The sequence below is a fragment of the Natrialba aegyptia DSM 13077 genome (assembly GCF_000337535.1).
GTDB classification, from domain to species: Archaea; Halobacteriota; Halobacteria; order Halobacteriales; family Natrialbaceae; genus Natrialba; species Natrialba aegyptia.
Map to the genome: position 1 here is coordinate 12129 of NZ_AOIP01000011.1, position 23694 is coordinate 35822.

The following is a 23694-nucleotide window of genomic DNA, read 5'->3' on the forward strand; positions in this document are numbered from 1 at the left end:
ACAATCAACCCTTATGTGCGTGCGGTTTAAACTCCCGAACGTTACGGAGATGAACGATTGGATAGCGATCGGGGCGCTCGCGCTCGTTGGAGTCCTGATACCCCTCAGTATGATGGCGGTATCGGCGCTGCTACGTCCGAGTGTGCCCGAAACGAGCAAACGTGCCACCTACGAGAGTGGTGAGGTTCCGACCGGCGGCACGCGCGTCCGGTTTAACATCCAGTACTACATGGTTGCGCTTCTGTTCCTCGTCTTCGATATCGAAACCGTCCTCCTGTTTCCCTGGGCGGTCGTGTACCTGGATGCCATCGAATCGGATGCCGTGTCACTGCTCGATATCCTCGGCCCGATGGTGCTTTTCGTCGCAATCCTGCTCGCGGGACTTGCATGGGCGTGGCGAAACGGTGCCGTCCAGTGGGCACAGACACCTCGTCAGGTAGACACGGAGCGGAATCGACCATGAGCACGAGCACGACCCAGACACCATGAGTAGCGACGAACCACAACAAACGATTCACGACAGCACAGCGCCGTCGACGGACACCCGTGAGGCCCGGATCGGCGAGGGTGTCGACGATCGCTTCAACTCCAGACTTCGCGAGGCGTTCGGCGCATCCCCGTTCATCCTCACGAAGTTCGACGAGTTCATGAACTGGGTGCGCGGGAACTCGATGTTCATGCTCCAGTTCGGGATCGCCTGCTGCAGCATCGAGATGATGCACACGTACGCGATCAAACACGACCTCGACCGATTCGGGGCCGGCGTTCCGCGCGCGTCGCCGCGACAGGCCGACGTGATGATCGTTCCGGGAACGATCGTCTCGAAGTTCGGCCCGCGCATGAAGCGCGTCTACGATCAGATGCCCGAACCCAAATTCGTCGTCGGGATGGGGTCCTGTACGATTTCGGGCGGCCCGTTCCAGGAAGGGTACAACGTCGTCAAGGGTGCCGAGGAGATCATCCCGATCGACATTCACGTCCCCGGCTGTCCGCCGCGGCCTGAAGCCCTGATCTACGGCGTCCTCAAACTCCAGGAGCGGATCAAAAACGGCGAGTCCTCGGCCGTCGTCGTCAAACCGTACGAACTCGAGGAGTTCGGCGACCTGCCGAAGGACGAACTGGTCCAGAAACTCGCAGACCAGATCGACGAGGACGACCTCGTCATGCGGTACAACTGGGCTGATTCACCATGAGCACGGGCACGGAATCCGAGGTCGAGCCGGAGCTGACACAGCCAGCGTCCGGCACCGACGAAGCCGAACTCGAGGCGCTGCTCGGTGACCGCGCAATCGCACGCGAAGAACACCTGAACGCGCCGGGATTCGTCATCAATCCCAACGACGTGCAGGCCGTTCTTTCGGACCTTCGGGACGAGGCCGGCTACGACCACCTCTCGTGTGTCACCGCACAGCAGTACGAGGACCGGTACGAGTCGATCTACCACCTGAAGAAGTTCGCCGATCCGACCGACGAACTCAGCATCGTCGTTCCGACGACGACCGAGAATCCGGTCAGTCAGAGCGCCGAACCGGTGTTCCGAACGGCCGACTGGCACGAACGAGAGGCCTACGACCTCATCGGCGTCGAATACGAGGGGCACCCGGACCTCCGGCGGATTCTCCTGCCCGAGACCTGGCAGGGACATCCGCTCTCGAAGGATTACGATCAAGAAAAACCGCAACTCGTCACGCTGACGGAGCACCAGAACCCGATTCAGCCCGACCACCGAGAGGCCGATTCGGACACGATGTTCCTGAACATCGGGCCGCACCATCCGGCAACTCACGGTGTCCTTCACGTCGAAACGGTACTCGACGGCGAGACCGTCGCCGATGTCGAGCCGGATATCGGCTATCTCCACCGGTGTGAAGAGCAGATGTGTCAGTCAGGAACATACCGCCACCAGATCATGCCCTACCCCGACCGCTGGGACTACGTCTCGGCGGGCCTGTTGAACGAGTGGGCCTACGCGCGGGCGATCGAAGACCTGGCCGACGTCGAGGTCCCCGAGTACGCGCAGGTCATCCGGACGATGGGCGCTGAACTCTGCCGGATCGCCTCGCATATGCTCGCACTCGGAACGTTCGCACTCGACGTCTACGGCGAGTTCACCGCGACGTTCATGTACACGTTCCGCGACCGGGAGGTCATCCAGGATCTGCTGGAGGATCTGACGGGTCAGCGGATGATGTTCAACTACTTCCGGGTCGGGGGCGTCGCCTGGGATCTGCCCGAACCGCGCGAGGAGTTCTTCGCGCAGGCGCGAGACTTCCTCGACGAACTCCCGGCGAAGGTCGCGGAGTACCACGACCTGATCACGGGGAACGAAATCTTCCAGACCCGGTGTATCGACACGGGCGTCTTAGAGCCGGACGTCGCGAAAAGCTACGGCTGTACGGGCCCGGTCGTTCGCGGCTCCGGCGTCGACTACGATCTCCGTCGTGACGATCCCTACGGGTACTACGACCAACTCGATTGGGACGTCATCACGCGCGACGGCTGTGACAACTATGCGCGTGTCCTCTGTCGGATGGAAGAAGTCGAGGAGTCCGCAAAGATCATCGAGCAGTGTCTCGATCTGCTCGAAGAGTGGCCCGAAGACGAACGCGACGTCCAGGCCAACGTCCCCCGGACGCTGAAGCCGGACGCAGACACCGAAATCTACCGGGCCGTCGAGGGTGCCAAAGGTGAACTCGGCATCTACATTCGCTCCGACGGCACGGACAAACCCGGTCGGTTCAAGATCCGGAGTCCGTGTTTCTCGAACCTGCAGGCGCTCGCCGAGATGTCCGAAGGGGAGTACATTCCCGACCTGATCGCGTCGCTCGGCAGCCTCGATATCGTCTTGGGTGAGGTGGATCGATGAACGCGGCGACGACCACGCCGCTCCAGTCGGACGTGCTATTACCCGAGCGTCTCGGCGATCTCACCGGCCTGAACGAGTTCGGTCTCGCCGGCGAGTTGCTCTCGACGCTCATCGGTGCGGTCATCGTCGGGAGCCTGATCCTCGCGATGACCGCCGTCGCCGGTCCCTGGGCGAAGCGAAAGATAACGGCCTCCTTTACGGACCGCATTTCGATCAACCAGATCGGACCGGCCGGCATCGGCATCATCATCGCGGACGCGGTTCGGATGCTCTCGAAGGAGAACATCATTCCGGAGAACGCGGACCGGCCGGCCTACGACCTCGCGCCGATCGTCATCGTGGGGTCGGCGCTGCTCGGCTTCGCCGTGATCCCGATGGGAAGCGGCATCCAACTTGCGGATCCCGAGGTCGGCCTCGCGTTCGCCTTCGCCGTCGCCGGCATCGCCTCGATCGGGCTCGTGATGGCCGGCTATTCGTCGGGAAACAAGTACTCGCTGCTCGGCGGCTTGCGCGCGGTCGCACAGAACGTCGCCTACGAGATCCCGCTCGTCGTGACCGGGATGTCCGTCGTCCTGTTTGCGGGATCGCTGCAGATGAGTACGATCGTCGAGGCACAGGCCGAGCCGCTCGTCGATCTGGGCGTCGTCGCGATTCCACAGTGGTACGCGCTCGTCAACCCGTTCGCGTTCGTCCTCTTTCTGATCGCGAACTTCGCCGAGGTCGGGCGCAACCCGTTCGACATGCCCGAAGCGCCGGCTGAACTCGTCGCCGGGTACCAGACCGAGTACTCCTCGGTCTACTTCGTGCTGGTCTATCTCGGCGAGTTCCTCCACATCTTCCTCGGTGGCGCAATTATCTCGACGATCTTCCTCGGTGGACCCGCCGGTCCGGGGCCCGCTGCGCTCGGCATCGTCTGGTTCACCCTCAAAATCTGGGGCGTGTTCTTCCTGACGCAGTGGCTGCGTTCGGCGGTGCCGCGCGTACGAATCGACCAGCTTATCGAGATCGGCTGGAAGGGACTGCTCGTCCTCTCGTTTGCGAATCTCGGACTAACCGCGGCAATCGTAGGGGTGATAGCATGATCGGGGTACTCAAATCGATGGCAACGACGATGAAACACGCACTGGACGGCTCCACCTTCACGGTGGAGTATCCGAGCACGGCACCGGACGTGTCGCCGCGATTCCGCGGGGTCCACAAGTTCAGCCAGGAACGCTGTATCTGGTGTCGCCAGTGTGAGAACGTCTGTCCGAACGACACGATCCAGATCGTCATGGACGACAAGCGAAACGGCGAACAGTACAACCTCCACATCGGCCAGTGTATCTACTGCCGGCTCTGCGAGGAGGTCTGTCCCGTCGACGCCATCCTGCTCACGCAGAACTTCGAGTTCACCGGCGATACCAAACACGACCTCGTCTACAACAAAGAGGAGCTGAAGTCGGTACCGTGGTACAAGGATATCGACCCGCTCGAGTCGCGCGAACCGGATCGGGGCGCGTGGATCGGCGAGGGAGACGGGGAGGTCGATTACCAGTAATGGGTCGCCCGTCCCCGAAACGGGCAGTCTAACACAACAATGATATACGAGCAGATCGCGTTCGCGCTGTTTGCGTTCATCACGCTCGCCAGCGCGCTGGGTGTGGTTCTCTTGCGGGAACCGTGGCACTCGGCGCTCATGCTCGGCGTTGCGCTGTTGAGCATCGCGGTCCACTTCGTGATGCAGGCGGCCGAGTTCGTCGCGATGATGCAGGTTCTCGTCTACGTCGGCGGGGTGCTCATCCTCATCACGTTCGCCGTGATGCTGACGGAGCGTGAGGACGCGACAGACGATACGGAGACGAACGCCGACGAGGTGGTACAGACATGACGACCAAGCCGCGACTCCGGGTCGGACGGGTGCTCCTTCCGGGCGTCCTCGCGGTCGGCCTCTTCGGGCTGATGGCGCTGATCGTCCTGAATACGAGCTTCGGCGGGAGCCAGGGATTCCCCGAGAGCATTGCGATCACATCTGAACTCGGGTACGCGATGTTCGGACTCGACGAACTCCAGTCCACCGCGGGATCGATTCCGAACACGGAGTCGTTCCTCGCGGCGTTCTTCCTGATCGCCGTCGTCCTCGATGCGGCCCTCGACGGAGCGATCGTCCTCGCAAAGCGCGAGGAGGGAGGGAAACCGGTCGTCGCACTGCCGAGCCAGCGTGACGATGCCGAACCGGCCAGGTCCGCGACGGGACGCGAGACGGTCGCAGACGGCGGCTCGGATTCGACCGGGAGTGTGACAGCTACCGGATCCGACGCCGATTCTGCCGCTGATTCGAGGACCGGTGGCGATGGCAACGACGATAACGATGGCGACGGCAACACAGGAGGTGACGCCTGATGGCGGTCGAGGTTCAGTACTACGTCCTCCTGTCGATGGCCCTGTTCTCGATCGGGCTCTTTGGCATTCTGACGCGTCGCAACGCACTGCTGTTTCTGATGTCCGTCGAACTCATGCTGAACGCGGCCAACATCAATCTGATCGCGTTCGCATTTTATCACGGCAACCTCACCGGGCAGGTGTTCGCCCTGTTCACCATGGCGCTTGCCGCTGCAGAGGTTGCGATCGGACTCGGAATCTTGCTGGTGTTGTACCGTAACTTCCGTGACGTCGATGTCACGGTTCCAACGACGATGAGGTGGTAAGATGGCAGGTACAGGTGCATTCGGCTACGCTCCGGCAATCGCACTGTTCCCGCTCGTGGCGTTCGTCGTCGCGCTAACCTTCGGCAAGTACATGCCGAAACGGGGCGCGATCGCGGGTATCCTCGCGACGGCAGGCTCGCTCCTGCTCTCGCTGTGGCTGCTCGTCACCGTCGCGGGCGGCGAAGTATATCACGAAACGCTCTACGAGTGGGCTGCCGGCGACGTACTGACCGAGGCCGGATCAAACGGGATCGAGTTCACCTTCGGACTCCTGATCGATCCGCTGTCGGCGTTGATGCTCGTCATCGTCTCGCTGGTCGCGTTCCTCGTACACGTCTTCAGTCTCGGGTACATGAACGCCGAGGGCGAGACCGGACTGCCGCGGTACTACGCCGGGCTCGGGCTCTTTACGTTCAGCATGCTCGCCTTCGTCTACGCGGACAACCTGCTGATGGCGTTCATGTTCTTCGAACTCGTCGGCCTGTGTTCGTACCTGCTGATCGGCTTCTGGTTTCGCACCCGCTCGGCACCCTCGGCCGCGAAGAAGGCGTTTCTGGTCACTCGCTTCGGTGACTACTTCTTCCTGCTGGGCGTCGTCGCCATCGCGTCGACGTTCGGCACGGTCGCGTTCGCCGGGGAGAACTCCTTCGTCGTCGCCGCCGAGACGGCGATCGAAAACGGCCAGACGCTGTTCGGCTTCGATGCGCGGACCTGGGTGACGATCACCGCCTTGCTCGTCCTCGGGGGCGTCATGGGCAAGTCCGCGCAGTTCCCGCTGCACACCTGGTTGCCGGACGCCATGGAAGGCCCGACTACCGTCTCCGCACTCATTCACGCGGCGACGATGGTCGCGGCCGGCGTCTATCTGGTCGCCCGGATGTTCGGCTACTACGCGCTTTCGCCGACCGCGCTGACTGTCATCGCGTTCGTCGGCGGCTTCACCGCGCTGTTTGCCGCGACGATGGGCGTCGTCAAAGACGACATCAAACAGGTACTGGCGTACTCGACGATCAGCCAGTACGGTTACATGATGCTCGGACTCGGCGTCGGCGGCTACGTCGCCGGCGTCTTCCACCTCATGAACCACGCCTTCTTCAAGGCGCTGCTGTTCCTGGGTGCCGGCGCAGTTATCGTGATCATGCACCACGAACAGGACATGTGGAAGATGGGCGGTTTGAAGGACAAAGCACCCATCACGTACTACACCTTCCTCGCCGGCGCGCTCGCGCTCGCGGGAATCATCCCGTTCTCGGGCTTCTGGTCAAAGGACGAGGTGCTCTACGACGCCCTGATCGTCGGCCTCGAACAGCCGGTGATCCTCGTCGCCTACGCGATGGCGCTCATCGCGGTCTTTTTCACCGGCTTCTACACCTTCCGGATGGTCTTCCTGACCTTCCACGGTGAGCCCCGGTCGGAGACCGCCGAGGACCCGCACCCGGTCGGCTGGTCGATCAAGGCTCCGCTGATCGTGCTGGGTATCCTCGCCGTCGTCGCGGGTCTCGTCAACCTCGCACCGCTCGCGAAGGTGCTGGGTGTCGACATCACGTTCTTGGAGCACTGGCTCGACGGCGAGTTCGGCTCGGTCGAAGGGCTGACCTACCACGCTTACCACGAGACCGTCGCCTTCGAGGAGGGTGCTATCGGCTCCGAGACGGTGACGATGCTGCTCGGTGCCGGCCTCTCGCTCGGACTGGCACTCGCCGGTGCACTCACCGCACACACCCTCTACAACGTTCCCGAGCCGGTTCCGCACAAGGAACGACTCGGCGGCGTTCGCCGGACGCTCGAGGCGAACTACTACCAGGACGAGTACCAGGTCTGGATCGCCGAACGGGTCACGTTGCCCGTCGCTCGCATGGCAGACCGGTTCGACCAGTCCGTCATCGACGGCCTCGTCAATAGCGTCTCGACCGCGAGTCTCTTCGGCGGCAGCCGGCTGAAACGAGTCCAGACCGGCCTCGTGACGAACTACGCGGCGCTGTTGGTGGCCGGGTTCATCGGCCTCCTGCTTCTCCTCGGCACGCTCGGGGGGTGGTTCCTATGATGATCGAAGCACTGATCGCGGTCGCACTGCTCGGCGCGCTCGTCACGTTCGTCGCGCCGAACCGCATCGCCGGCAAACTGGCGTTCGCCATCAGCCTGATCCCGACCGCACTCGCGCTGTGGCTGTTCTCGGCGTTCGACGGCAGCGGCAACGCCCTGCTCGGCGGTGAACTCGCGTTCTCCTCGAACGTCGAATGGATTCAGTTCGGCGACTACACGATCTCGTGGTTCGTCGGCCTCGACGGCATCAGTCTGCCGCTCGTGGTCATGACGACGATTCTCGTCACCCTTGCGATCGTGAGTTCGTGGACGCCGATCGACGAGCGCGAGTCCCAGTTCTACGGTCTCCTGCTCTTTATCGAGGCAAACCTGATCGGCGTCTTCGCCGCACTGGACTTCTTCGTCTGGTTCATCTTCTGGGAGGCCGTCCTCATCCCGATGTACTTGCTGATCGGGATCTGGGGCGGCCCGCGCCGGAAGTACGCCGCGATCAAGTTCTTCGTCTACACGAACGTCGCCTCGCTCGTGATGTTCGGCGCGTTCATCGCGCTCGTCCTCGGCCTCGGTGACGGGGTCACGAGCTTTGCGCTGCCCGAAATCGCGGACGCGATGGTCAACGGCGGCGGCGTCCAGACGGCGCTGTTCGGCGTCGATCCGGGCACGCTCACCGCGATCGTGTTCGTCGCGATGTTCCTCGGCTTCGCGGTCAAGGTGCCGGTCGTCCCGTTCCACACGTGGCTGCCGGACGCCCACGTCGAGGCTCCGACGCCGGCCTCCGTCCTGCTTGCCGGCGTGCTACTGAAGATGGGGACCTACGCGCTGTTGCGGTTCAACTTCACCATGTTCCCCGAGCAGGTCGAGGCCTACGCGGTGCCGATCGCCGCGATCGCGGTCATCAGCGTCATCTACGGCGCACTGTTGGCGCTGGCGCAGACGGACCTGAAACGGATCGTCGCCTACTCCTCGGTCTCCTCGATGGGCTACGTCATCCTCGGCCTGATCGCGTACACCGAGTTCGGCGTCAGCGGTGCGACCTTCCAGATGGTCAGTCACGGACTGATCTCCGGGCTGATGTTCATGGCCGTCGGCGTCATCTACAACGTGACCCACACGCGGATGGTCACCGACATGTCCGGACTGGCGGATCGGATGCCCGTCGCGGCCGGCGTTCTCGTCGCCGGCGCGTTCGGCTACATGGGACTGCCGCTGATGAGCGGCTTCTACGGCGAGTTCACGATCTTCTTCGGGGCCTTCGGTTCCGAGTTGCTCGCGTACTCGCAGGTGTTTACGGCGCTTGCGATGTTCGGTATCGTCATCGTCGCCGGCTACCTGCTGTTTGCGCTCCAGCGGACGGTCTTCGGGCCGTACCACCTGGAAACTGACTACGAGATCGGTCGCGCCGCGCTGCACGACATCGCACCGATGTTCGTGTTGCTCGGACTGATCATCCTGCTTGGCGTGGCCCCAGAGCTGATCTTCGAGATGATGAAAGACGCAGTTACTCCGATTCTGGAGACCGGAGGTGGACTGTAATGGCGATCTTCGAACTCCCCGGCTGGACGGCGCTCGCCCCGGCAGTACTGCTCGCGGCGACGGCGCTAGCCCTGTTCGTCATCGATAGTATCTCGCCGACGACGACGAACCGCGGTCTACTCGCCGGCACCGCGACGGCAGGCTCGCTCGCCGCACTCGGCGTCGCGGTCTGGTTCGTCCTGGCCGGCGTCGGCACGCCGACTATCGACGGCGGCCGCGGCGTCATCGACGTGCTGAACAACCAGTTCGTCGTCGACCAGCTCGCGCTGTTCTTCATGATCGTCATCACCGTCGTCACGGCGCTCGTGACCGTCGCGAGCTACGATTACATGGAAGAGCACGCCTACCAGGCCGAGTACTACTCGCTGGTCTTGCTCGCCGCGACCGGGATGGCCACGATGGCCGCCGCCAATAGTCTGGTGACGATCTTCATCGCGCTCGAACTCTCGAGTCTGCCGTCCTATGCACTCGTCGCGATCCTCAAGGACAACCGCGGCAGCGTCGAGGGCGGTCTGAAGTACTTCCTGATCGGCGCACTGTCCTCGGCCATCTTCCTCTACGGCATCTCGCTGGTCTACGGTGCGACCGGGCATCTGCAACTCGAAACCATCGCGGATGTCATCGGGAACGGCGACGCGAACGACTACGGCGGACTGCTCGGTCTCGGCATCCTCATGCTGATCGGCGGCTTCGCGTACAAGACCGCGAGCGTCCCGTTCCACTTCTGGGCCCCGGAGGCCTACGAGGGCGCGCCCGCACCGATTTCGGCGTTCCTCTCGTCGGCCTCGAAGGCCGCCGGTTTCGTCATCGCGTTCCGCGTGTTCACCGAGGCGTTCCCCGTCGCCCAGACGGCGAGCGTCATCGGCGTCGACTGGACGGTCGCGTTCATCGTCCTCGCGGTCGTCACGATGACGCTCGGGAACTTCGCCGCCGCAACCCAGGAGAACGTCAAACGCATGCTCGCATACTCCTCGATCGGCCACGCGGGCTACGCGCTGATCGGCCTCGCCGGCATCTCGGCCGACGGCGGTGCACTCGTCATGGGCGCGGCGATGATGCACCTGCTGGTCTACGGCTTCATGAACACTGGCGCGTTCCTGTTCGTCGCACTCGCGGAGTACTGGGGCGTCGGCCGAACCTTCGAGGACTACAACGGCCTCGCCCGACAGGCACCCGTCGCCTGCTTCGCGCTCGGCATCTGTCTGTTCAGTCTCGCCGGCATTCCGCCGCTGGGCGGCTTCTGGAGCAAGTACTTCCTGTATACCAGCGCACTCGACGCCGGCTTGCTCGTCGTCGCCGTCGCGCTCGTGGTCAACAGCGCCCTCTCGCTGTACTACTACTCTCGGCTGATCAAGGCCGTCTGGATCGAAGACCCGATCGCCGAACGCGACTCCCTCTCCCAGCCGATCGGCCTGTACGCTGCGCTCGTCGTCGCAGCCGTCATGACGGTTGCACTCCTGCCGATGTTCGGCCCCGTCGCCGATATGGCCGTCAACGCAGCAACTGCCGTGCTCACCTAACACCTAACAGCGAACCCCTGACTCCTGGCCTCTCTATCCTGTCGCTTCTCCACTCGAAAACCCCATGTTTGGCGTCGGTTCGAGTTCACGATAGCGCACGTGGGTGCGGTCGTGCGGTCTCGCCCGAACTCGGTACCGGTAGGTTTTACCTCTCTGGGTCGCAAGCCGCGATACATGGTTTTCCGGCTCGTCCTCGGGTGCGGAACCGTCGGCCGCACCGTTGCCGAAGCACTCTCTACCCGCGGCCAGAGCCATCTTCCGGGCCACACACACGGTTCCGACGCTATCAATTCACCTCCCGCTTCCACACCTACTGCTACCGCCGCCAGTCCGAGCACGGCACCTGCTGCGTACACTACTACCAGACAGTCTGCACTCTCCCTCGCCGCCAGGACTGCAACGGCGACCAGTCCGGCTGACCGCCTCCTCGTCATCACCGCCGACCAGAACGTCGCCGAAACGCTCCGTGATGAGAGCATCCCCGCCCGCCGCGGCGACCCGACCGATCCCGACATCCTCGCGACCATCGATCACCCCGATGTCATCTTCATCGGCGGTGACCGAACCGATACCAACCGCCACGCCCTCGAAACGGCGAGAGATCAGTTCCCCGCCGCTTCGATCACCGCCTACATGGGCGGGAACCCGACATCCGACGATCGAGCCAGGTTTACTGAACTCGCGGATCACACCGTCGATGCCACGAGTGCACTCGTCGAACGGGTATTGGAGGAGACGACGACATCGGAGGCCGAGGCGGCGCTCGGGCTGCAACGGAAGTTAGTGACGATCGACGGGCCGCTCGCGGTCGTGATGCACGACAATCCCGATCCGGACGCGATCGCGAGCGCGGTTGCGCTTGCCGATATCGCCGAGTCGGTTGGCGTTCCCGCCGACGCCTGTTATTTCGGGGATATCTCTCACCAGGAGAATCGGGCGATGGTAAACCTGCTGGGGCTGTCCCTGCGGAACCTTTCGCCGGGCGAGACGCTGGATACGTACGAGGCAGTTGCGCTGGTGGATCACTCCCGTCCGGGGGTTAACGACCAACTTCCCGAGGAGCGCCCGATCGATATCGTTATCGACCATCATCCGCCACGGGGGCCGATCCCGAGCGAGTTCGTCGAGTTGCGCGAGTCGGTCGGAGCGACCAGTACGATACTGACTGAGTATATCGACCGGTTCAGTGGGACGTTCGACTCGGCGACGGCGACGGCATTGCTGTACGGCATTCGGATCGACACGAACGACTTTACGCGGGAGGTCTCGCCGGCGGACTTTCGGGCAGCGTCGGTTCTCCGGCCACACGTCGAAACGTCGATTCTTCGTCGGATCGAACAACCGACGCTCGAAGGGGAGACGCTCGAGACGATTGCGCTGGCGATCAAAAACCGGGTCCAGCGCGGATCGGTCGTCGTGGCGAGTGCCGGCCGGATCGGAAATCGGGACGCGCTACCCCAGGCGGCAGATCAGTTGCTCGCGATGGACGGTGTCGAAACGACGCTCGTGTTCGGGTTCAGGGGCGAAATGGCGTTTCTCTCGGCCCGGTCCCGGTCCAGCGATGTCGATCTCGGGGAAACGCTCCGGGACGGGTTCGACCAGATCGGGAGCGCCGGCGGTCATGCGGACATGGCCGGTGCCCAACTCGAGGTCGGTATTCTCGGCCAACTCGACGACGAAGCGGAGGTCGAATCGATCGTCAATGTTGCAGAGGAAGTCATCACCGACCGATTTTTCGAGGCGATGGAGACGCGTCCGGGCGTCCCCGTCAGTACGGACCACCGGGCGAGCGAGTGGCTGTTCAAGGCGGATGCCGACTGGGTGGAATCGCCGGAGTCGGTTCGCTCGCCCGTCGAAACGGACGACGACGAGGAGTGACCGCCATCTGCGGACAGTAACAGTACTTTTGCGCACGGACCCGTTACCACCGGTATGGAGATCGTGTCGGACAGGACAAAGCCCCAGGTCGAGGAGTACATGACCCGCGACGTGGCGACCGTCTCGCCCGACGCTACCGTGGGTGACGTTGCAGCGCGGATCGCAGAGAGCGACGAACACAGCGGATTTCCCGTCTGTGAACGCCGCCGCGTCGAGGGCTTTATCAGCGCTCGCGATCTGCTGCTGGCCGACGACGACGACCCCATCTTCAAGGTCATGACGACCGACCTGCTCGTCGCTCACCCCGAAATGAAAGTCACCGACGCCGCCCGGGTCATCCTCCGCTCCGGCATCCAGAAACTCCCCGTCGTCGACGACGCGGGCAACCTCGTCGGCATCATCTCGAACGCCGACGTCATCCGCAGTCAGATCGAACGCGCAACCCCCGAAAAGGTCGGCAAACTCGTCCGCACGCTCGAACAGATCCACGACATCGAGCTCGAACAGGAACGCCGTACCGTCGCGATCGATCAACTCACCCCCACCCAGGGCCGCGTCTACGCCGACGAACTCGAGGGACGCCAGTACGAACTCGAACGCGGCCTGGCCGAACCCCTCGTCGTCATCGACAACGGCGGGACGCTCTTGCTCGCCGACGGCCACCACCGCGTCCTCGCCTCCGACAGACTCGGTATCGACGCCATGGACGCCTACGTCATCGTCATCGACCACGAAATCGAACTCGGAATGGCCAAGACCGCCGCCAACGAGGGACTCGAAGAACTCGGCGATATCGAGGTCGTCGACTACGCGCGCCACCCGCTGGTCCAGACGACGAAGCGATTACAGTCGGCGGCGAACGACTGATCGCGATCGACCGTCTCCGCTCCTCGGAGCCTGCACATCGTGTTGGACGATTATCCGCCGTTTCCGTTGCCGGCTCGTGATGCCACCATTACGACTGCGACCAGTGCCATCAGGATACACCCGATCGTCACAGCCCCGTAAACCGCACCCGTTATCGGTGACACGACGACCGTTGCTCCGTTCACGGTTACCGACTCGAGTTCAGCGTGCCGGGGAAGCAGAAAGCCCAGAACGGCCCCGAAGACAGCAGTGACGAGGACGATCGTTCCGACCGTAGCGAGAACGAGCGTGCGTCCGGTGACGGTTCTCCCTGTCGCCGCGATCGGCTCGCCAGCGGGCGTCGTCTCGCTTCGGTCGTCGGTCATGATCGTCGTTCCCTCGACATCGGATACAAACTTTTGTTCGTGTCCGGTGTTCGTACGGCTGTGACCGAGAAGGAACTCTTCGCACTCTTGCTCGTTGGGATCGCACTCTTGATGGGAACGGCGGGATTCATCTTGATCATCAATTGAACTCGTGCCGGCGTTCGAGTCGCCACACTCCGGGTTGTATAGCGATTCGGAGGTGAGCGTACTTTGATTGCTGTCTATACGCGGTCATTCGAGGCCTGTGAGCCGACCCGTTTCGAGAGTGTCTCGGGAGTCTCGGAAGCCGGGGTTTGAATCGTGACCGGATTCGGTCACCGCCACGACGAAGCGAGCCATCCCGTCTCCGCTCCAATTACGGTGTTTCTCCGCGCGTGTGGTCGTCACTCTCGATTACGCGTGCGGCAATGGCCGTAACGACCGCGAGTGAAACGGCTATCGAGATCAAAATCGCGAACTGAATCGTCGACTGCAGCGGGGAGAATCCCCACGGATTGAACACGGCGAACAAGCCGGTGAAGAACACGATAATCACGAACGGGATGAAGTTGACCGCGAGGTCCAATGCGAGTTCAGTGTCGAATGCACGGCGGCTCATGTGTGTGTGGGTGTGTGTTGGGTGTGGCTTTGGTCTCGAGTGGCGATTACGTCCGGTAGTTTCGATGTTTCGACGTTTCGGTAGTTCAGATGATTTTGAGAGTTCCGAGAGTTCGATGGTGACCGGTGTGGTTTCAGCGGCATCCGGATGCGGTCTCTTTCCGGTCCCTCACCCGCGTTGATCACCTCGTTCGCTTCCGCGTTCGCGTTCGCGGTTCCGGCGCGAGCGAACGCGGAGGGCGACTGCGCCGACAGCGGTGATGACACCGGCGGCGGCGATTGCGATTCCACGTCTCGCGAGGCCGGTCAGTTCGTCGGCAGGAGCGACCGAGAGCGTTCCGGTCCCGAGTGCGTACAGGAGCCCGCCGAAGACGACGAAGGCGATGCCGAATCCGATTGCGAGTGACCACGGCCGAGCGACGCGGGCGGACTCCGTGAGGAAGCCGGTGACGCTCGCGGCGAACAGGACGAGGCCGGCCACGGCAACCGGGAGCAGGGCGACGACGATCCCGACCTCCGAGAAGACGAGTCCGAGAGCGACGAGCAGCGGCCAGGGACTCGTGGTCGTCGATCCGGTACCGTGTGCAGAGTGGTCGCCCATAGGGAACGGTATGACGCCCTCGCCGTAGTATCTACCCCTACCAATCACGGAACGGAACACTCTGCATTGCTAACCAGTGCGTGATCGGGACGTAATCGAGAGAATAACGGTGCGGTTTCGGAGTCACTTCCGCGGTCGAGTTGAACTCGGCGCTGGAACATCACACACCACACACCACTCACCACTCACGGCACTTACGGCACCTAGACGTCGCGATCGACGACGAACTCCGTGAACGTGTACAGCCGATCGGTCGTCTCCGCGTCGAGAGCGAGTTCATCGACGGCGGCACGAGCATCGGCGGCGAGTTCGAGCGCGTGCTCGCGGGCGTACTCGATGCTGCCGGCGTCCTCGATGATCGACAGCGCCTCGGCGAGTTCGTCGTCGGTGTTCGTCTCGGCCTCCAGAATCTCCTGCAGGCGCGTCGCCGTTTCCGGCGGACTCTCCTCGATGGCGTGGATGACCAGCAGCGTCTTCTTGCCCTCGCGAACGTCGTTGCCGAACTCCTTGCCGAACTCGCCGGCGCGGCCGAGGGAGTTTTCGACATCGAGGATGTCGTCGCCGATCTGGAAGGCGACGGCGGTCAGTTCGGCGTAGGTGGCGGCGGCCCGTTCGACGCGCTCGGGTTGGTCGGTGATGATCGCGGCGAGGCGGGCGACGATGCGGCCGAGACAGCCGGTCTTGCACGCACACATCTCGAGGTACTCCGCGGGTGTGATCCGAACCTCGCGCTCGTTGTGCCAGCAGATGTCCATGCCCTGCCCGAGGTGGGTGCGGTTGAGTTCGTCCATCAGCATCTCGTAGGCGGCCAGTCGCTGTTCGGCCGGCAGATTCCCGGGGTCCTCGGTCAGGATCTTCAGCGGCAGGAAGTAGAGCGCGTTGCCGGCGTTCAGCGCGACGTCGCGCCCGTAGATGTGGTGCAACGCGGGTTCACCGCGGCGTTTCGTCGCGCCGTCCTCGACGTCGTCGACGATGATCGTCCCGTTGTGTAGGATTTCCGGGATGCACGCGTAGGGCAAGTAAGCCATCGGGTCCTCGCCGAAGCCTTCGACGAAGACGAGAAAGAGGACGGCACGCCAGCGTTTGCCGCCGCGGTCGAGCAAGTCCCAGAGCGGGTCGGACAGCGCCCGCTGGAGACCGTCCGGGTCGTAGGCGTAGGTCGGCTCGCCGAAGAACGATTCGAGGTACTCGGTGTCGATCTCGCGCGGCACGAGATCGGCGATCGCCTCGTCTACGACCGGCCGCCACTCGGCAAGCGTCTCCCGCATACACGCCCCGAGAGCGAGCGAGGTAAAAAAGATTCTCAGTTCGTCCTGAACGTGCGGTGAGACCACACGTGGCGGGTGTCCGAAGCCGACAAACGGTACAGTTACCCGCCCCGGAGAGGTACTCGGCAGTATGACCGCCTGGATCGGCGACGTGTTCACCAGCGACGCTGGCTGGACGCACCTGGAACGACTGGTCGACATCGGCAATCGAATGGCAGGCAGCGACGGCGAGCGAGCGGCCGCCGAACTGACCCGCGACGCGCTCGCCGACGCCGGCGCGCGAAACGCCCGCCTCGACCCCTTCGACATTCAGGGCTGGACGCGCGGCGAGAGTTCGATCGTCGCTGGCGAGGAGAACGAACTCGACTGTATCGCGCTCCCCCGAAGCCCGGCCGACGGCGCGACGGCCGAACTCGTCGACCTTGGGTACGGACTGCCGGAGGACTTCGAGGACGCCGATCTCGAAGGGACGATTGCAATGGTTCGCAGCGACATTCCGGACTACTACGAGCGCTACATCCACCGCCGGGAGAAGTACTACCACGCCGTCGACCAGGGGGCCGTCGGCTTCATCTACCGCAACCACGTTCCCGGCTGCCTCCCGCCGACCGGCAGCGTCGGGACCGAGGACGATCCGATCGGCGACATTCCCGCCGTCGGCGTCTCGAAGGAAGTCGGCGCGCGCCTGGCCCGCCGGTACGACGGCGAGGAGCTCACGGTCAGCGTCGACGCGGACATCGCGGCGGCCGCGAGCCAGAACGTCCACGCCGAACTCGGTCCCGAAACCGAGGAACGCGTCCTCGTCACGAGCCACGTCGACGCCCACGACATCGCCGAGGGCGCACTCGACAACGGTGCCGGCACCGCAATGGTCGTCGAACTCGCCCACGCGCTTGCCGCCCGCGAGGACGAACTCGAGACGCGCGTCGAGTTCGTCGCCTACGGTGCCGAGGAGGTCGGCCTGGTCGGCTCCGGCTACCACGCCGAACGAGCCGACCACGACGAAATCAAAGCGATCGTCAACAACGACGGCGTCGTCCGCGACCGGACGCTCTCGCTCACGACCCACGGGTTCCCCGAACTGGCGGACGCCGCGAACGCGGTCGCCGAGCGCCACGACCACCCGATCGAAACGGTCCCCGAACTCGGTCCCCACAGCGACCACTGGCCGTTCGTCCAGTGGGGCGTCCCCGGCTACCACGCGAAATCGACCGCCGACGAGGTCGGCCGCGGCTGGGGCCACACCTTCGCCGACACGCTGGAGAAACTCGAGGTTCGCACCCTGCGCGAACAGGCGATCTTGCTCACCGACCTCGTCGTCGAACTCGCGGGCGACGAGCGGACCGTCGAACACCGGCCGGCCGAGGAACTCGCCGCCGAACTCGAAGCGCAGGGACTCGCGGAAGGCAGCAAACTCACGGGCGACTGGCCGTACGACGACTGATCGAACCCCGCGGCCGGCCGCTCGACAGTAATCCGCAGCCACCGGGGAGGATGCACCGCAGAGATCTGGGACCCCACGCTTTTGAGCACGCCGCGCGAACTGCTCCGCATGGACGCTGGCACGTGGGCTCCCGACGAGTCGCCGGTCATCGGCCTCCTCGAGTTCAGTTCGAACGAGTCGCTTCCAGCGACCGACGCGTTCGAGTCGGCGCTCGCCGCGGCCGACGCGACGATTCACCGTGGTGAACTCGAAGCCGTCCTCGATGCGGAACCGGCTCCGACGCTGCTGGTCGCAGCCGACGAGTCGGCGCTTTCGGCGCTCGCTCGCGCAACCGCCACCGGCTCGCTCCCCGCTCCAGTGCTTCCGGTCGGGTCGATTCCGGGCGTTCGAGCCGCGTCTCGCAATCGCGCTCCCGACGCCCTCGCCGCGGCACTCGAGGGCGACGCGACAGTTCGACGCCGGGACGTGTTGGAAGCCGACGCATTGTTCGAGGGAGACGCGAGTCACCTCCCCGTTCGGGCGCTGTTCGATCTCACCCTCGTCACCGACGAACCCGCCTCCATCTCCGAGTTCACGATCCGAAGTCAGGGCGAGGCGATCGACTCGGTTCGGGCGGACGGCATCGTCGTCGCTACCGCGGCCGGCACGCACGGCTACGCGAGCGGCGTCGACGCCCCGGAACTCTCTCGGGCGGTCGACGGCGTCGCCGTCGCTCCGATCGGACCGTTCGTGACGAAGACCCGCCAGTGGGTTCTCCCGGCTCGTGAACTCGCGCTGACGATCGACCGCGACGAACAGCCGGTGACGCTGGTAGCCGACGACCGAGCGATCGGCCGCGTCGCCGTGGCCGAACCGGTTACCGTCTCGGTCGTCGAGACGCTTCCGGTGCTCGCGGTGCCCGATACGGTACTCGAAAAGTGAACTCGTTGGCCGCAAGCGCCTCGAAAACGAGTGGAAAACAACGAGAAACCGCAACTACGTGTTCGACCCGCCGGAATCGCGCTGGCCCTGCGTTCGTGATCGCTGTCGCAGTTCGGGACGCGGGATCGCCCGCCAGCTGAACTCGCCCCAGTTCAGCCTGTCCACGCCCGATCGCCCGTCGCTTAACTGTTGTACGGCTCTTCGTCCCGGTGGTTGTCCGGATTCGTGTTGTCGAGTGCGTCCGCCTCGCGCTCGTCGGATTTGTGCTCGATATCCTGTCGGCGCTGTTCTTCGTCCGCCCGCTCTCTGGCTTCCTTCTCCTCCTCGGTGAGCTCGTCGTCGTCCTCCTCGTCGGTTTCTTCGTGGGTTAGTTCGACGTCCCGTCCGTGTTCGTCTTTCCCGGTCCTGTCGGTCTGGCCGGTTTCGCTTGGGTCGTCAACCATGGTGATCCCGTTCGGGGCTATCGTCGCTCGCCGAAAAGGCGTTCGGCTTGCGTGAGTCGACCCGCACCAGCGCCGCGGCGCTACCAGGGCTCGCCGGAAGCGAGATCGATTTCGCTGTCGCCCTTCTCCGAAGGACAGATGTCCGCGAGGACGCAGTCGTCGCAGTCGGGGTTCCGGGCCGTACAGGTCGCACGGCCGTGATCGATACAGAGGTGGGTGAACTGCTGCCAGTAGCCCTCGGGGACGAGTTCCATCAGCTCCTGTTCGATCGGTTCGGGGTACTCTTCCTCGGTCAGCCCGAGCCGGCGAGAGAGGCGCTGAACGTGCGTGTCGACGACGATTCCCTCGACGACGTCGTGACCGTGCTGGAGGACGACGTTCGCCGTTTTGCGCCCCACGCCGGACAGATCGGTGAGTTCGTCCATCGTGTCGGGAACTTCGCCGTCGTGTTCCTCGACGATCGTCTGGCAGGCGCTGCGAATGTACTTCGCCTTGTTGTTGTAGTAGGTGATCGAGTTCAGTTCCTCGGCGAGTTCGTCCTGGGGCGCGTTGGCGTAGTCTTCGGGCCCGTCGTACGTCTCGAAGAGATGTTCGGTTTCGGTGTTAACGCGCTCGTCGGTGCACTGTGCCGAGAGGATGACGGCGATCAGCAGTTCGAGGCGGTTCGAGTACCGGAGTGAAATCGTCGAGTCCGGATACGCCTCCTCGAGTCGATCGACGACCTCCGCAGCCTGATCCGTGCGGCTCTCACGCGGCGTTCCCATGCAGCGTTCGTTGCGAGAGCGTCCATTTGAGGTGTTCGGTTCGACCCCAGCAATCCGGCGGGCGTGCCGGGGCGGGTCGTATTGCAGGGGAGTGCGTTACTGTGGCATGCCGTGGCTGTTGCGGACGGACGAACGCGTGAGCGGTCGTTCGTTCCGGCCGACTAGTTGCACCGCTTTCAACGAACAGGTGGTATTATTAGCCGCGTTGTGTGACTCGTTCAAAGAACGAGCGATCACACATCACCGGCGCTCTCCCCTGGCGGGGACCGAGACGAGTAGCTGACGTATACGCTTCCGTCTCGCCCGCGCTACCTGCGATACGATACCGATGCCATCACGAAACGATACGACGCCGTCGACCGATTCATCGGACGAGAGTGACGTTCTCGAGACGCTGGTCGCTGCACTCCGCGACGATCGAAACGATCCACAGCGACGGGCGCTCCAGCGCGCGCTCGGTCTTCCCGACACTGCACCCGCGGGCGAAACCGCCGATACGTCAGGTACTGCTCCCGGTGTGGCCGACTCCGCTGACAGTGCCGTCGGCGCTACTGACGAGACCGGCGCTGACGCAGCGTCGACTGACACCTCACTCGAAGACGTCCAGAACGAACTCGAAGCGACCACAACCGAAATCGAGCAGCTCCGAGCCGACATCGCGGACCTCAACGCGGCCGACAACGTCATTCGTCGTCGTCTCGAGGGAGCGCTCCAGCCACAACTCGATTCGGTCACCGACCGGCTCGAAGCACTCGACTCCCAGTTGGAGCACCACCGATCCGAGACGACCAGTAGCCTTGCCGACTTCGAGGCCACCTGTACCGCTCTCGAGGACGCCGTTGCCGAACTCGAGGCCGACGTCGACACCTACGGCGACCGCCTCACCGAACTCGAGACCCGCATCGACACCGTCGAACGCACCCTCGAATCCAGGACGGACGAGTTGGCCACCCAAACCGACGAGGCCGAAGTGCGGCTCAAACGCGAACTCCTCTTGGTGCGGTCGGCCTTTTCAGGGGAAATCGAACGCGTCGACGACACGATCGACGCGCTCGAGGCGACAGTCGAGACAGATCACGATGCTCTCAGCGATTTCGATACCACATTGAGCGAACTCGAAACTCGCCTGGCTGCACTCGAAGCCGAAACTGACGCCGCCAGCGACTGGCGTCGCTCACTTCGGGACGCGATCCAGTCGTCGTCCGATTCGGTAGCGAGCGACGAGCAGTAGCAATTCGTTTTCGACGCCCGCGTGAAGCCACCAATCGGATGCCGTGAACTTTAAGCGGCCGTCATCCGCCTATCCGGGTATGAAAGCGACCGCGATGGCCCACCCGATTCAGGGGTTGGTCAAGTACCACGGGATGCGCGACGACATCAAGCGACTCCCGTACCACGACAGCATCAGCGTCTGTACGGCCCCGAGCCACACCCGCACGACCGTCGAGTTCTCGATGGACTACGACGAGGACACCTACGTCGTCGACGGCGAGGAATTAGAGGGCCGCGCCGCAGAGCGCGTCGACGCCGTCGTCGAGAAGGCCCGCGACCTCTCGGACGCTGCGCACACGGTCTACCCCGTCCGCCTCGAGAGCGAGAACAGCTTTCCGACGAACGTCGGGCTCGGCTCTTCCTCCTCCGGCTTTGCCGCCGCCGCGATGGCGCTGGCCGACGCGGCCGAAATCGACGCCGACAGGCCCACGATTTCGACCATCGCCCGCGTCGGCTCGGCCTCGGCCGCGCGCGCCGTCACCGGCGCGTTCTCCCACCTGCACACCGGACTGAACGACGAAGATTGCCGGTCCGAACGCCTGCCGAGTAATCTCCACGAGGAGTTAAAGATCATCGTCGGGCTCGTCCCCTACCACAAGGAAACCGAGGACGCCCACGACGAGGCCGCCGACAGTCACATGTTCCAGGCCCGCAACGCCCACATCCACGGCCAGATCGCCGAGATGCGCGACGCCCTTCGCAACGACGACTTCGAGGGCGTCTTCGAACTCGCCGAACACGACTCGCTCTCGCTCGCGGCGACGACGATGACCGGCCCCGAGGGCTGGGTCTACTGGCAGCCGGCGACGCTCGCGGTCTTCAACCGCGTTCGCGAACTGCGAGAGGAAGAGGACATCCCCGTCTACTTCTCCACCGATACGGGCGCAACCGTCTACGTCAACACGACAGACGAATACGCCGAGGAGGTCGAAGAGGCAATCTCGGACTGCGGCGTCTCGACGACGGTCTGGGACGTCGGCGGTCCCGCCAGACTCCTGGACGAGGACGATCACCTGTTCTGACGGCTGCATTTCGGGTTCGCGGTCCGCGAGTTCGCGACTCCACGGATTCGGCCGCCGCGCGGCTACGCTCGAAACGCCCGCACCGACTCGTTCGTCCCGACGTACAGCGTCTCCCCCGCGATCGCGAGTTCAAGTGAACTCGCCACGTCGCGCCGCCAGAGTTCATCGCCGGTCGCGGCGTCGAACGCGACCAGCGGAACTCGGTCGTTGGCGAACGGCCCGACGTAGACGGTCCCGTCGGCACTGACCGGTGGCTGAAGTCCCGCCTCCGGTTCGTAACGCCAGCGTTCCTCGCCGTCGACTGAGAACGCGGCGAGTTGTCCCGCCGATCCGATGGTACCTCCTCGAATGTCGGACGTACTCACGTACACCCGTTGTCCGTCGACTGACGGCGCTTGAGTTGTTCGCGCCGTGGTGAGTTCCGTTCGTCTCGTTCCGTCAGTCACATCGTAGATCGAGAGCCGGCCCCTATCCTCGCCGTCGCCGGCGTAATTATGGCGCTCTGATCGAACTACCAGCCCGTTCGCTACCGCGGTCGATCCGTAGGCTTCGTAGGGAAATCCATCGTCGACCGTCCAGCGCGGACTGAACTCGGCGTCGACGATATCGTACGCCGTCAGCGAGTAGCGCCCGGCGTAGACCGGCCCGCCCGCAGTTATCGGGCTCGCGGCGTCCCGATCCGCCGTGGTGATGATGTCGCCGGTGTCGGCGTGGAGTCGGGCGACGGTATCTCGACCCGTGACGTAGACCCACCCGTCGCGTTCGAGGGGCGTGTAATAGTAAGTGTCGTCGTCGAATTCAGTTTCCCAGATCGATTCTCCCTCCGGGGTGAGCGCGCGGAGTTGATCCTCCCTGAACTCGTACAGTCGGCCGGCGATAAACGCGAGGGTCGCCCTGTCCTCGCGCGGTTGGGTCCATTGCGTTTGTCCGGTCGCCGCGTCCAGCGCCACGAGTTCACCGTCGGTTCTGACGTACACGGTGTCGTCGGCGACGATCAGCGTCCGAAGCGAGTTCTGTTCCTGCCCGTTCTCGTGTTCGTACGTCCACGCGGTTTCGGGCTCGTCCCTGGGTGGGCTCGCGTACGGGTTGTGGCTCGTCTGGGCGGCGTTATAGCCGTCCATCGGCCACTGACCGGGGTCGGGATGCCAGTCGGGGGAGAGTCGCCGGTCGGGTTCTCCGAGCCGCCGTTCTCTGAGTTCGGTTCGGACCGTCGAGCAGCCGGCGAGCGCACCGATCGAGAGGGATGTAGTCGCGATGAACTCGCGTCGCCGCCAGGCCGGCGGTGTTGCGTTGGAGGGCACTACTGGTTAGTGTGAAGTACATTCAGATATACTTTTCATACGCGAAAGGGGTGGTGTGTCGCGGTTCGATCGTTCGATCTCGTGGTCGATGTGGGCCGCTGCGCGTCGTTGCGGGTGTGGCTGTGTCGCGTTACCACCGCGGGCGCGTGTATCGCATCGCTCGGAGCGCCGTGCTAATCACGAGCAGCGCGATGAACGCGACGGCGAGCCACTGGCCAGTGTGGGTCGTCAACGCACCGCCGATCAGTCCGAGGAGATCGGCGCCGACCGCCTGGCCCAGGGCCTGTCTCTTATACACATCT

At 63.8% G+C, this 23694-nt stretch carries 24 protein-coding genes; 17 read left to right on the forward strand and 7 right to left on the reverse strand.

Features of this window, described 5'->3' with window-relative positions; all coding sequences use genetic code 11:
• Nucleotides 1-49 precede the first annotated feature (49 nt).
• From C480_RS02260 to C480_RS02320, 13 genes are all read left to right on the forward strand, one after another.
• Nucleotides 50-463: an NADH-quinone oxidoreductase subunit A gene (locus tag C480_RS02260; RefSeq protein ID WP_006664003.1), complete on the forward strand. Its 414-nt coding sequence runs from the start codon at nucleotides 50-52 to the stop codon at nucleotides 461-463.
• Nucleotides 464-485: 22 nt separating this feature from the next.
• Nucleotides 486-1193: an NADH-quinone oxidoreductase subunit B gene (locus C480_RS02265; RefSeq protein ID WP_006109471.1), complete on the forward strand. Its 708-nt coding sequence runs from the start codon at nucleotides 486-488 to the stop codon at nucleotides 1191-1193.
• Nucleotides 1190-2866, forward strand: a complete 1677-nt coding sequence (locus tag C480_RS02270) for an NADH-quinone oxidoreductase subunit D (RefSeq protein WP_006664004.1) — start codon at nucleotides 1190-1192, stop codon at nucleotides 2864-2866. Before C480_RS02265 ends, C480_RS02270 begins: the two co-directional genes overlap by 4 nt.
• The gene (locus C480_RS02275) at nucleotides 2863-3948 is read left to right on the forward strand and encodes a complex I subunit 1/NuoH family protein (RefSeq protein WP_006664005.1); all 1086 of its coding nucleotides are present in this window, start codon (nucleotides 2863-2865) and stop codon (nucleotides 3946-3948) included. The genes C480_RS02270 and C480_RS02275 overlap by 4 nt, the downstream gene beginning before the upstream one ends.
• Nucleotides 3945-4406 (forward strand): NuoI/complex I 23 kDa subunit family protein, encoded by a 462-nt coding sequence (locus C480_RS02280; RefSeq protein WP_006109474.1) that lies wholly within the window; start codon nucleotides 3945-3947, stop codon nucleotides 4404-4406. Before C480_RS02275 ends, C480_RS02280 begins: the two co-directional genes overlap by 4 nt.
• Before the next feature lie 39 nt (nucleotides 4407-4445).
• Nucleotides 4446-4736, forward strand: a complete 291-nt coding sequence (locus C480_RS02285; RefSeq protein WP_006109475.1) for an NADH-quinone oxidoreductase subunit J — start codon at nucleotides 4446-4448, stop codon at nucleotides 4734-4736.
• Entirely contained in the window at nucleotides 4733-5248 is a 516-nt protein-coding gene (locus C480_RS02290; protein WP_006664006.1) for a hypothetical protein, read from the forward strand. The genes C480_RS02285 and C480_RS02290 overlap by 4 nt, the downstream gene beginning before the upstream one ends.
• Nucleotides 5248-5553 (forward strand): NADH-quinone oxidoreductase subunit NuoK, encoded by a 306-nt coding sequence (gene nuoK, locus C480_RS02295; RefSeq protein WP_006109477.1) that lies wholly within the window; start codon nucleotides 5248-5250, stop codon nucleotides 5551-5553. The genes C480_RS02290 and nuoK overlap by 1 nt, the downstream gene beginning before the upstream one ends.
• A gap of 1 nt (nucleotide 5554) precedes the next feature.
• Nucleotides 5555-7597, forward strand: a complete 2043-nt coding sequence (nuoL, locus tag C480_RS02300) for an NADH-quinone oxidoreductase subunit L (protein WP_006664007.1) — start codon at nucleotides 5555-5557, stop codon at nucleotides 7595-7597.
• The gene (locus C480_RS02305; protein ID WP_006664008.1) at nucleotides 7594-9129 is read left to right on the forward strand and encodes a complex I subunit 4 family protein; all 1536 of its coding nucleotides are present in this window, start codon (nucleotides 7594-7596) and stop codon (nucleotides 9127-9129) included. The genes nuoL and C480_RS02305 overlap by 4 nt, the downstream gene beginning before the upstream one ends.
• Nucleotides 9129-10649, forward strand: a complete 1521-nt coding sequence (locus C480_RS02310) for an NADH-quinone oxidoreductase subunit N (protein WP_006664009.1) — start codon at nucleotides 9129-9131, stop codon at nucleotides 10647-10649. The genes C480_RS02305 and C480_RS02310 overlap by 1 nt, the downstream gene beginning before the upstream one ends.
• 174 nt (nucleotides 10650-10823) lie before the next feature.
• On the forward strand, nucleotides 10824-12527 hold the full coding sequence (locus C480_RS02315; RefSeq protein ID WP_006664010.1) for a DHH family phosphoesterase: 1704 nt from the start codon (nucleotides 10824-10826) through the stop codon (nucleotides 12525-12527).
• Nucleotides 12528-12581: 54 nt separating this feature from the next.
• Complete coding sequence (locus C480_RS02320) at nucleotides 12582-13394, forward strand: CBS domain-containing protein (RefSeq protein WP_006664011.1); 813 nt, start codon at nucleotides 12582-12584, stop codon at nucleotides 13392-13394.
• Between the two features lie 50 nt (nucleotides 13395-13444).
• On the opposite strand, the gene C480_RS02325 is transcribed toward C480_RS02320, so the two are convergent.
• From C480_RS02325 to C480_RS02340, 4 genes are all read right to left on the reverse strand, one after another.
• A complete protein-coding gene (locus C480_RS02325) occupies nucleotides 13445-13759 on the reverse strand; it encodes a hypothetical protein (RefSeq protein ID WP_006664012.1) in 315 nt (104 codons plus the stop codon).
• A gap of 355 nt (nucleotides 13760-14114) precedes the next feature.
• Nucleotides 14115-14357: a DUF6684 family protein gene (locus C480_RS02330; RefSeq protein ID WP_006664013.1), complete on the reverse strand. Its 243-nt coding sequence runs from the start codon at nucleotides 14355-14357 to the stop codon at nucleotides 14115-14117.
• A gap of 168 nt (nucleotides 14358-14525) precedes the next feature.
• Entirely contained in the window at nucleotides 14526-14957 is a 432-nt protein-coding gene (locus C480_RS02335; protein WP_006664014.1) for a DUF7541 family protein, read from the reverse strand.
• Nucleotides 14958-15160: 203 nt separating this feature from the next.
• The gene (locus C480_RS02340; protein ID WP_049903093.1) at nucleotides 15161-16225 is read right to left on the reverse strand and encodes a polyprenyl synthetase family protein; all 1065 of its coding nucleotides are present in this window, start codon (nucleotides 16223-16225) and stop codon (nucleotides 15161-15163) included.
• A 130-nt stretch (nucleotides 16226-16355) separates the two neighbouring features.
• Here C480_RS02340 and C480_RS02345 point away from each other — a divergent pair, with 130 nt between their 5' ends.
• Together C480_RS02345 and C480_RS02350 are read left to right on the forward strand one after the other, a co-directional pair.
• Nucleotides 16356-17669 (forward strand): M28 family peptidase, encoded by a 1314-nt coding sequence (locus tag C480_RS02345; protein WP_006664016.1) that lies wholly within the window; start codon nucleotides 16356-16358, stop codon nucleotides 17667-17669.
• A 108-nt stretch (nucleotides 17670-17777) separates the two neighbouring features.
• Nucleotides 17778-18590, forward strand: a complete 813-nt coding sequence (locus C480_RS02350) for an NAD(+)/NADH kinase (protein ID WP_006664017.1) — start codon at nucleotides 17778-17780, stop codon at nucleotides 18588-18590.
• A gap of 182 nt (nucleotides 18591-18772) precedes the next feature.
• Here the strand turns inward: C480_RS02350 and C480_RS02355 are convergent, their stop codons facing one another.
• Nucleotides 18773-19033, reverse strand: a complete 261-nt coding sequence (locus C480_RS02355; protein ID WP_006664018.1) for a hypothetical protein — start codon at nucleotides 19031-19033, stop codon at nucleotides 18773-18775.
• Nucleotides 19034-19113: 80 nt separating this feature from the next.
• Nucleotides 19114-19797, reverse strand: a complete 684-nt coding sequence (gene nth / locus C480_RS02360) for an endonuclease III (RefSeq protein WP_006664019.1) — start codon at nucleotides 19795-19797, stop codon at nucleotides 19114-19116.
• Nucleotides 19798-20125: 328 nt separating this feature from the next.
• Between nth and C480_RS02365 the strand changes: the two genes are divergently transcribed.
• Nucleotides 20126-21028, forward strand: a complete 903-nt coding sequence (locus tag C480_RS02365) for a coiled-coil domain-containing protein 154 (protein WP_006664020.1) — start codon at nucleotides 20126-20128, stop codon at nucleotides 21026-21028.
• 79 nt (nucleotides 21029-21107) lie between these two features.
• Nucleotides 21108-22091 carry a phosphomevalonate decarboxylase MvaD gene (gene mvaD, locus C480_RS02370; protein ID WP_006664021.1) on the forward strand — a complete coding sequence of 328 codons (984 nt, stop codon included), beginning with the start codon at nucleotides 21108-21110 and terminating at the stop codon, nucleotides 22089-22091.
• A 62-nt stretch (nucleotides 22092-22153) separates the two neighbouring features.
• Here the strand turns inward: mvaD and C480_RS02375 are convergent, their stop codons facing one another.
• Nucleotides 22154-23392: a PQQ-binding-like beta-propeller repeat protein gene (locus C480_RS02375; protein ID WP_006664022.1), complete on the reverse strand. Its 1239-nt coding sequence runs from the start codon at nucleotides 23390-23392 to the stop codon at nucleotides 22154-22156.
• Nucleotides 23393-23694 lie beyond the last annotated feature (302 nt).

Coding starts and splice junctions, on each gene's coding strand:
- C480_RS02310 (WP_006664009.1), top strand. CDS start 9,129: ATGGCGATCTTCGAACTCCCCGGCTGGACGGCGCTCGCCCCGGCAGTA.
- C480_RS02340 (WP_049903093.1), bottom strand. CDS start 16,225: ATGCGGGAGACGCTTGCCGAGTGGCGGCCGGTCGTAGACGAGGCGATC.
- C480_RS02280 (WP_006109474.1), top strand. CDS start 3,945: ATGATCGGGGTACTCAAATCGATGGCAACGACGATGAAACACGCACTG.
- C480_RS02350 (WP_006664017.1), top strand. CDS start 17,778: ATGGACGCTGGCACGTGGGCTCCCGACGAGTCGCCGGTCATCGGCCTC.
- C480_RS02365 (WP_006664020.1), top strand. CDS start 20,126: ATGCCATCACGAAACGATACGACGCCGTCGACCGATTCATCGGACGAG.
- C480_RS02315 (WP_006664010.1), top strand. CDS start 10,824: ATGGTTTTCCGGCTCGTCCTCGGGTGCGGAACCGTCGGCCGCACCGTT.
- C480_RS02285 (WP_006109475.1), top strand. CDS start 4,446: ATGATATACGAGCAGATCGCGTTCGCGCTGTTTGCGTTCATCACGCTC.
- C480_RS02320 (WP_006664011.1), top strand. CDS start 12,582: ATGGAGATCGTGTCGGACAGGACAAAGCCCCAGGTCGAGGAGTACATG.
- C480_RS02270 (WP_006664004.1), top strand. CDS start 1,190: ATGAGCACGGGCACGGAATCCGAGGTCGAGCCGGAGCTGACACAGCCA.
- C480_RS02325 (WP_006664012.1), bottom strand. CDS start 13,759: ATGACCGACGACCGAAGCGAGACGACGCCCGCTGGCGAGCCGATCGCG.
- C480_RS02305 (WP_006664008.1), top strand. CDS start 7,594: ATGATGATCGAAGCACTGATCGCGGTCGCACTGCTCGGCGCGCTCGTC.
- C480_RS02335 (WP_006664014.1), bottom strand. CDS start 14,957: ATGGGCGACCACTCTGCACACGGTACCGGATCGACGACCACGAGTCCC.
- C480_RS02290 (WP_006664006.1), top strand. CDS start 4,733: ATGACGACCAAGCCGCGACTCCGGGTCGGACGGGTGCTCCTTCCGGGC.
- mvaD (WP_006664021.1), top strand. CDS start 21,108: ATGAAAGCGACCGCGATGGCCCACCCGATTCAGGGGTTGGTCAAGTAC.
- C480_RS02275 (WP_006664005.1), top strand. CDS start 2,863: ATGAACGCGGCGACGACCACGCCGCTCCAGTCGGACGTGCTATTACCC.
- C480_RS02355 (WP_006664018.1), bottom strand. CDS start 19,033: ATGGTTGACGACCCAAGCGAAACCGGCCAGACCGACAGGACCGGGAAA.
- C480_RS02345 (WP_006664016.1), top strand. CDS start 16,356: ATGACCGCCTGGATCGGCGACGTGTTCACCAGCGACGCTGGCTGGACG.
- C480_RS02330 (WP_006664013.1), bottom strand. CDS start 14,357: ATGAGCCGCCGTGCATTCGACACTGAACTCGCATTGGACCTCGCGGTC.
- nuoK (WP_006109477.1), top strand. CDS start 5,248: ATGGCGGTCGAGGTTCAGTACTACGTCCTCCTGTCGATGGCCCTGTTC.
- C480_RS02260 (WP_006664003.1), top strand. CDS start 50: ATGAACGATTGGATAGCGATCGGGGCGCTCGCGCTCGTTGGAGTCCTG.
- C480_RS02265 (WP_006109471.1), top strand. CDS start 486: ATGAGTAGCGACGAACCACAACAAACGATTCACGACAGCACAGCGCCG.
- nth (WP_006664019.1), bottom strand. CDS start 19,797: ATGGGAACGCCGCGTGAGAGCCGCACGGATCAGGCTGCGGAGGTCGTC.
- nuoL (WP_006664007.1), top strand. CDS start 5,555: ATGGCAGGTACAGGTGCATTCGGCTACGCTCCGGCAATCGCACTGTTC.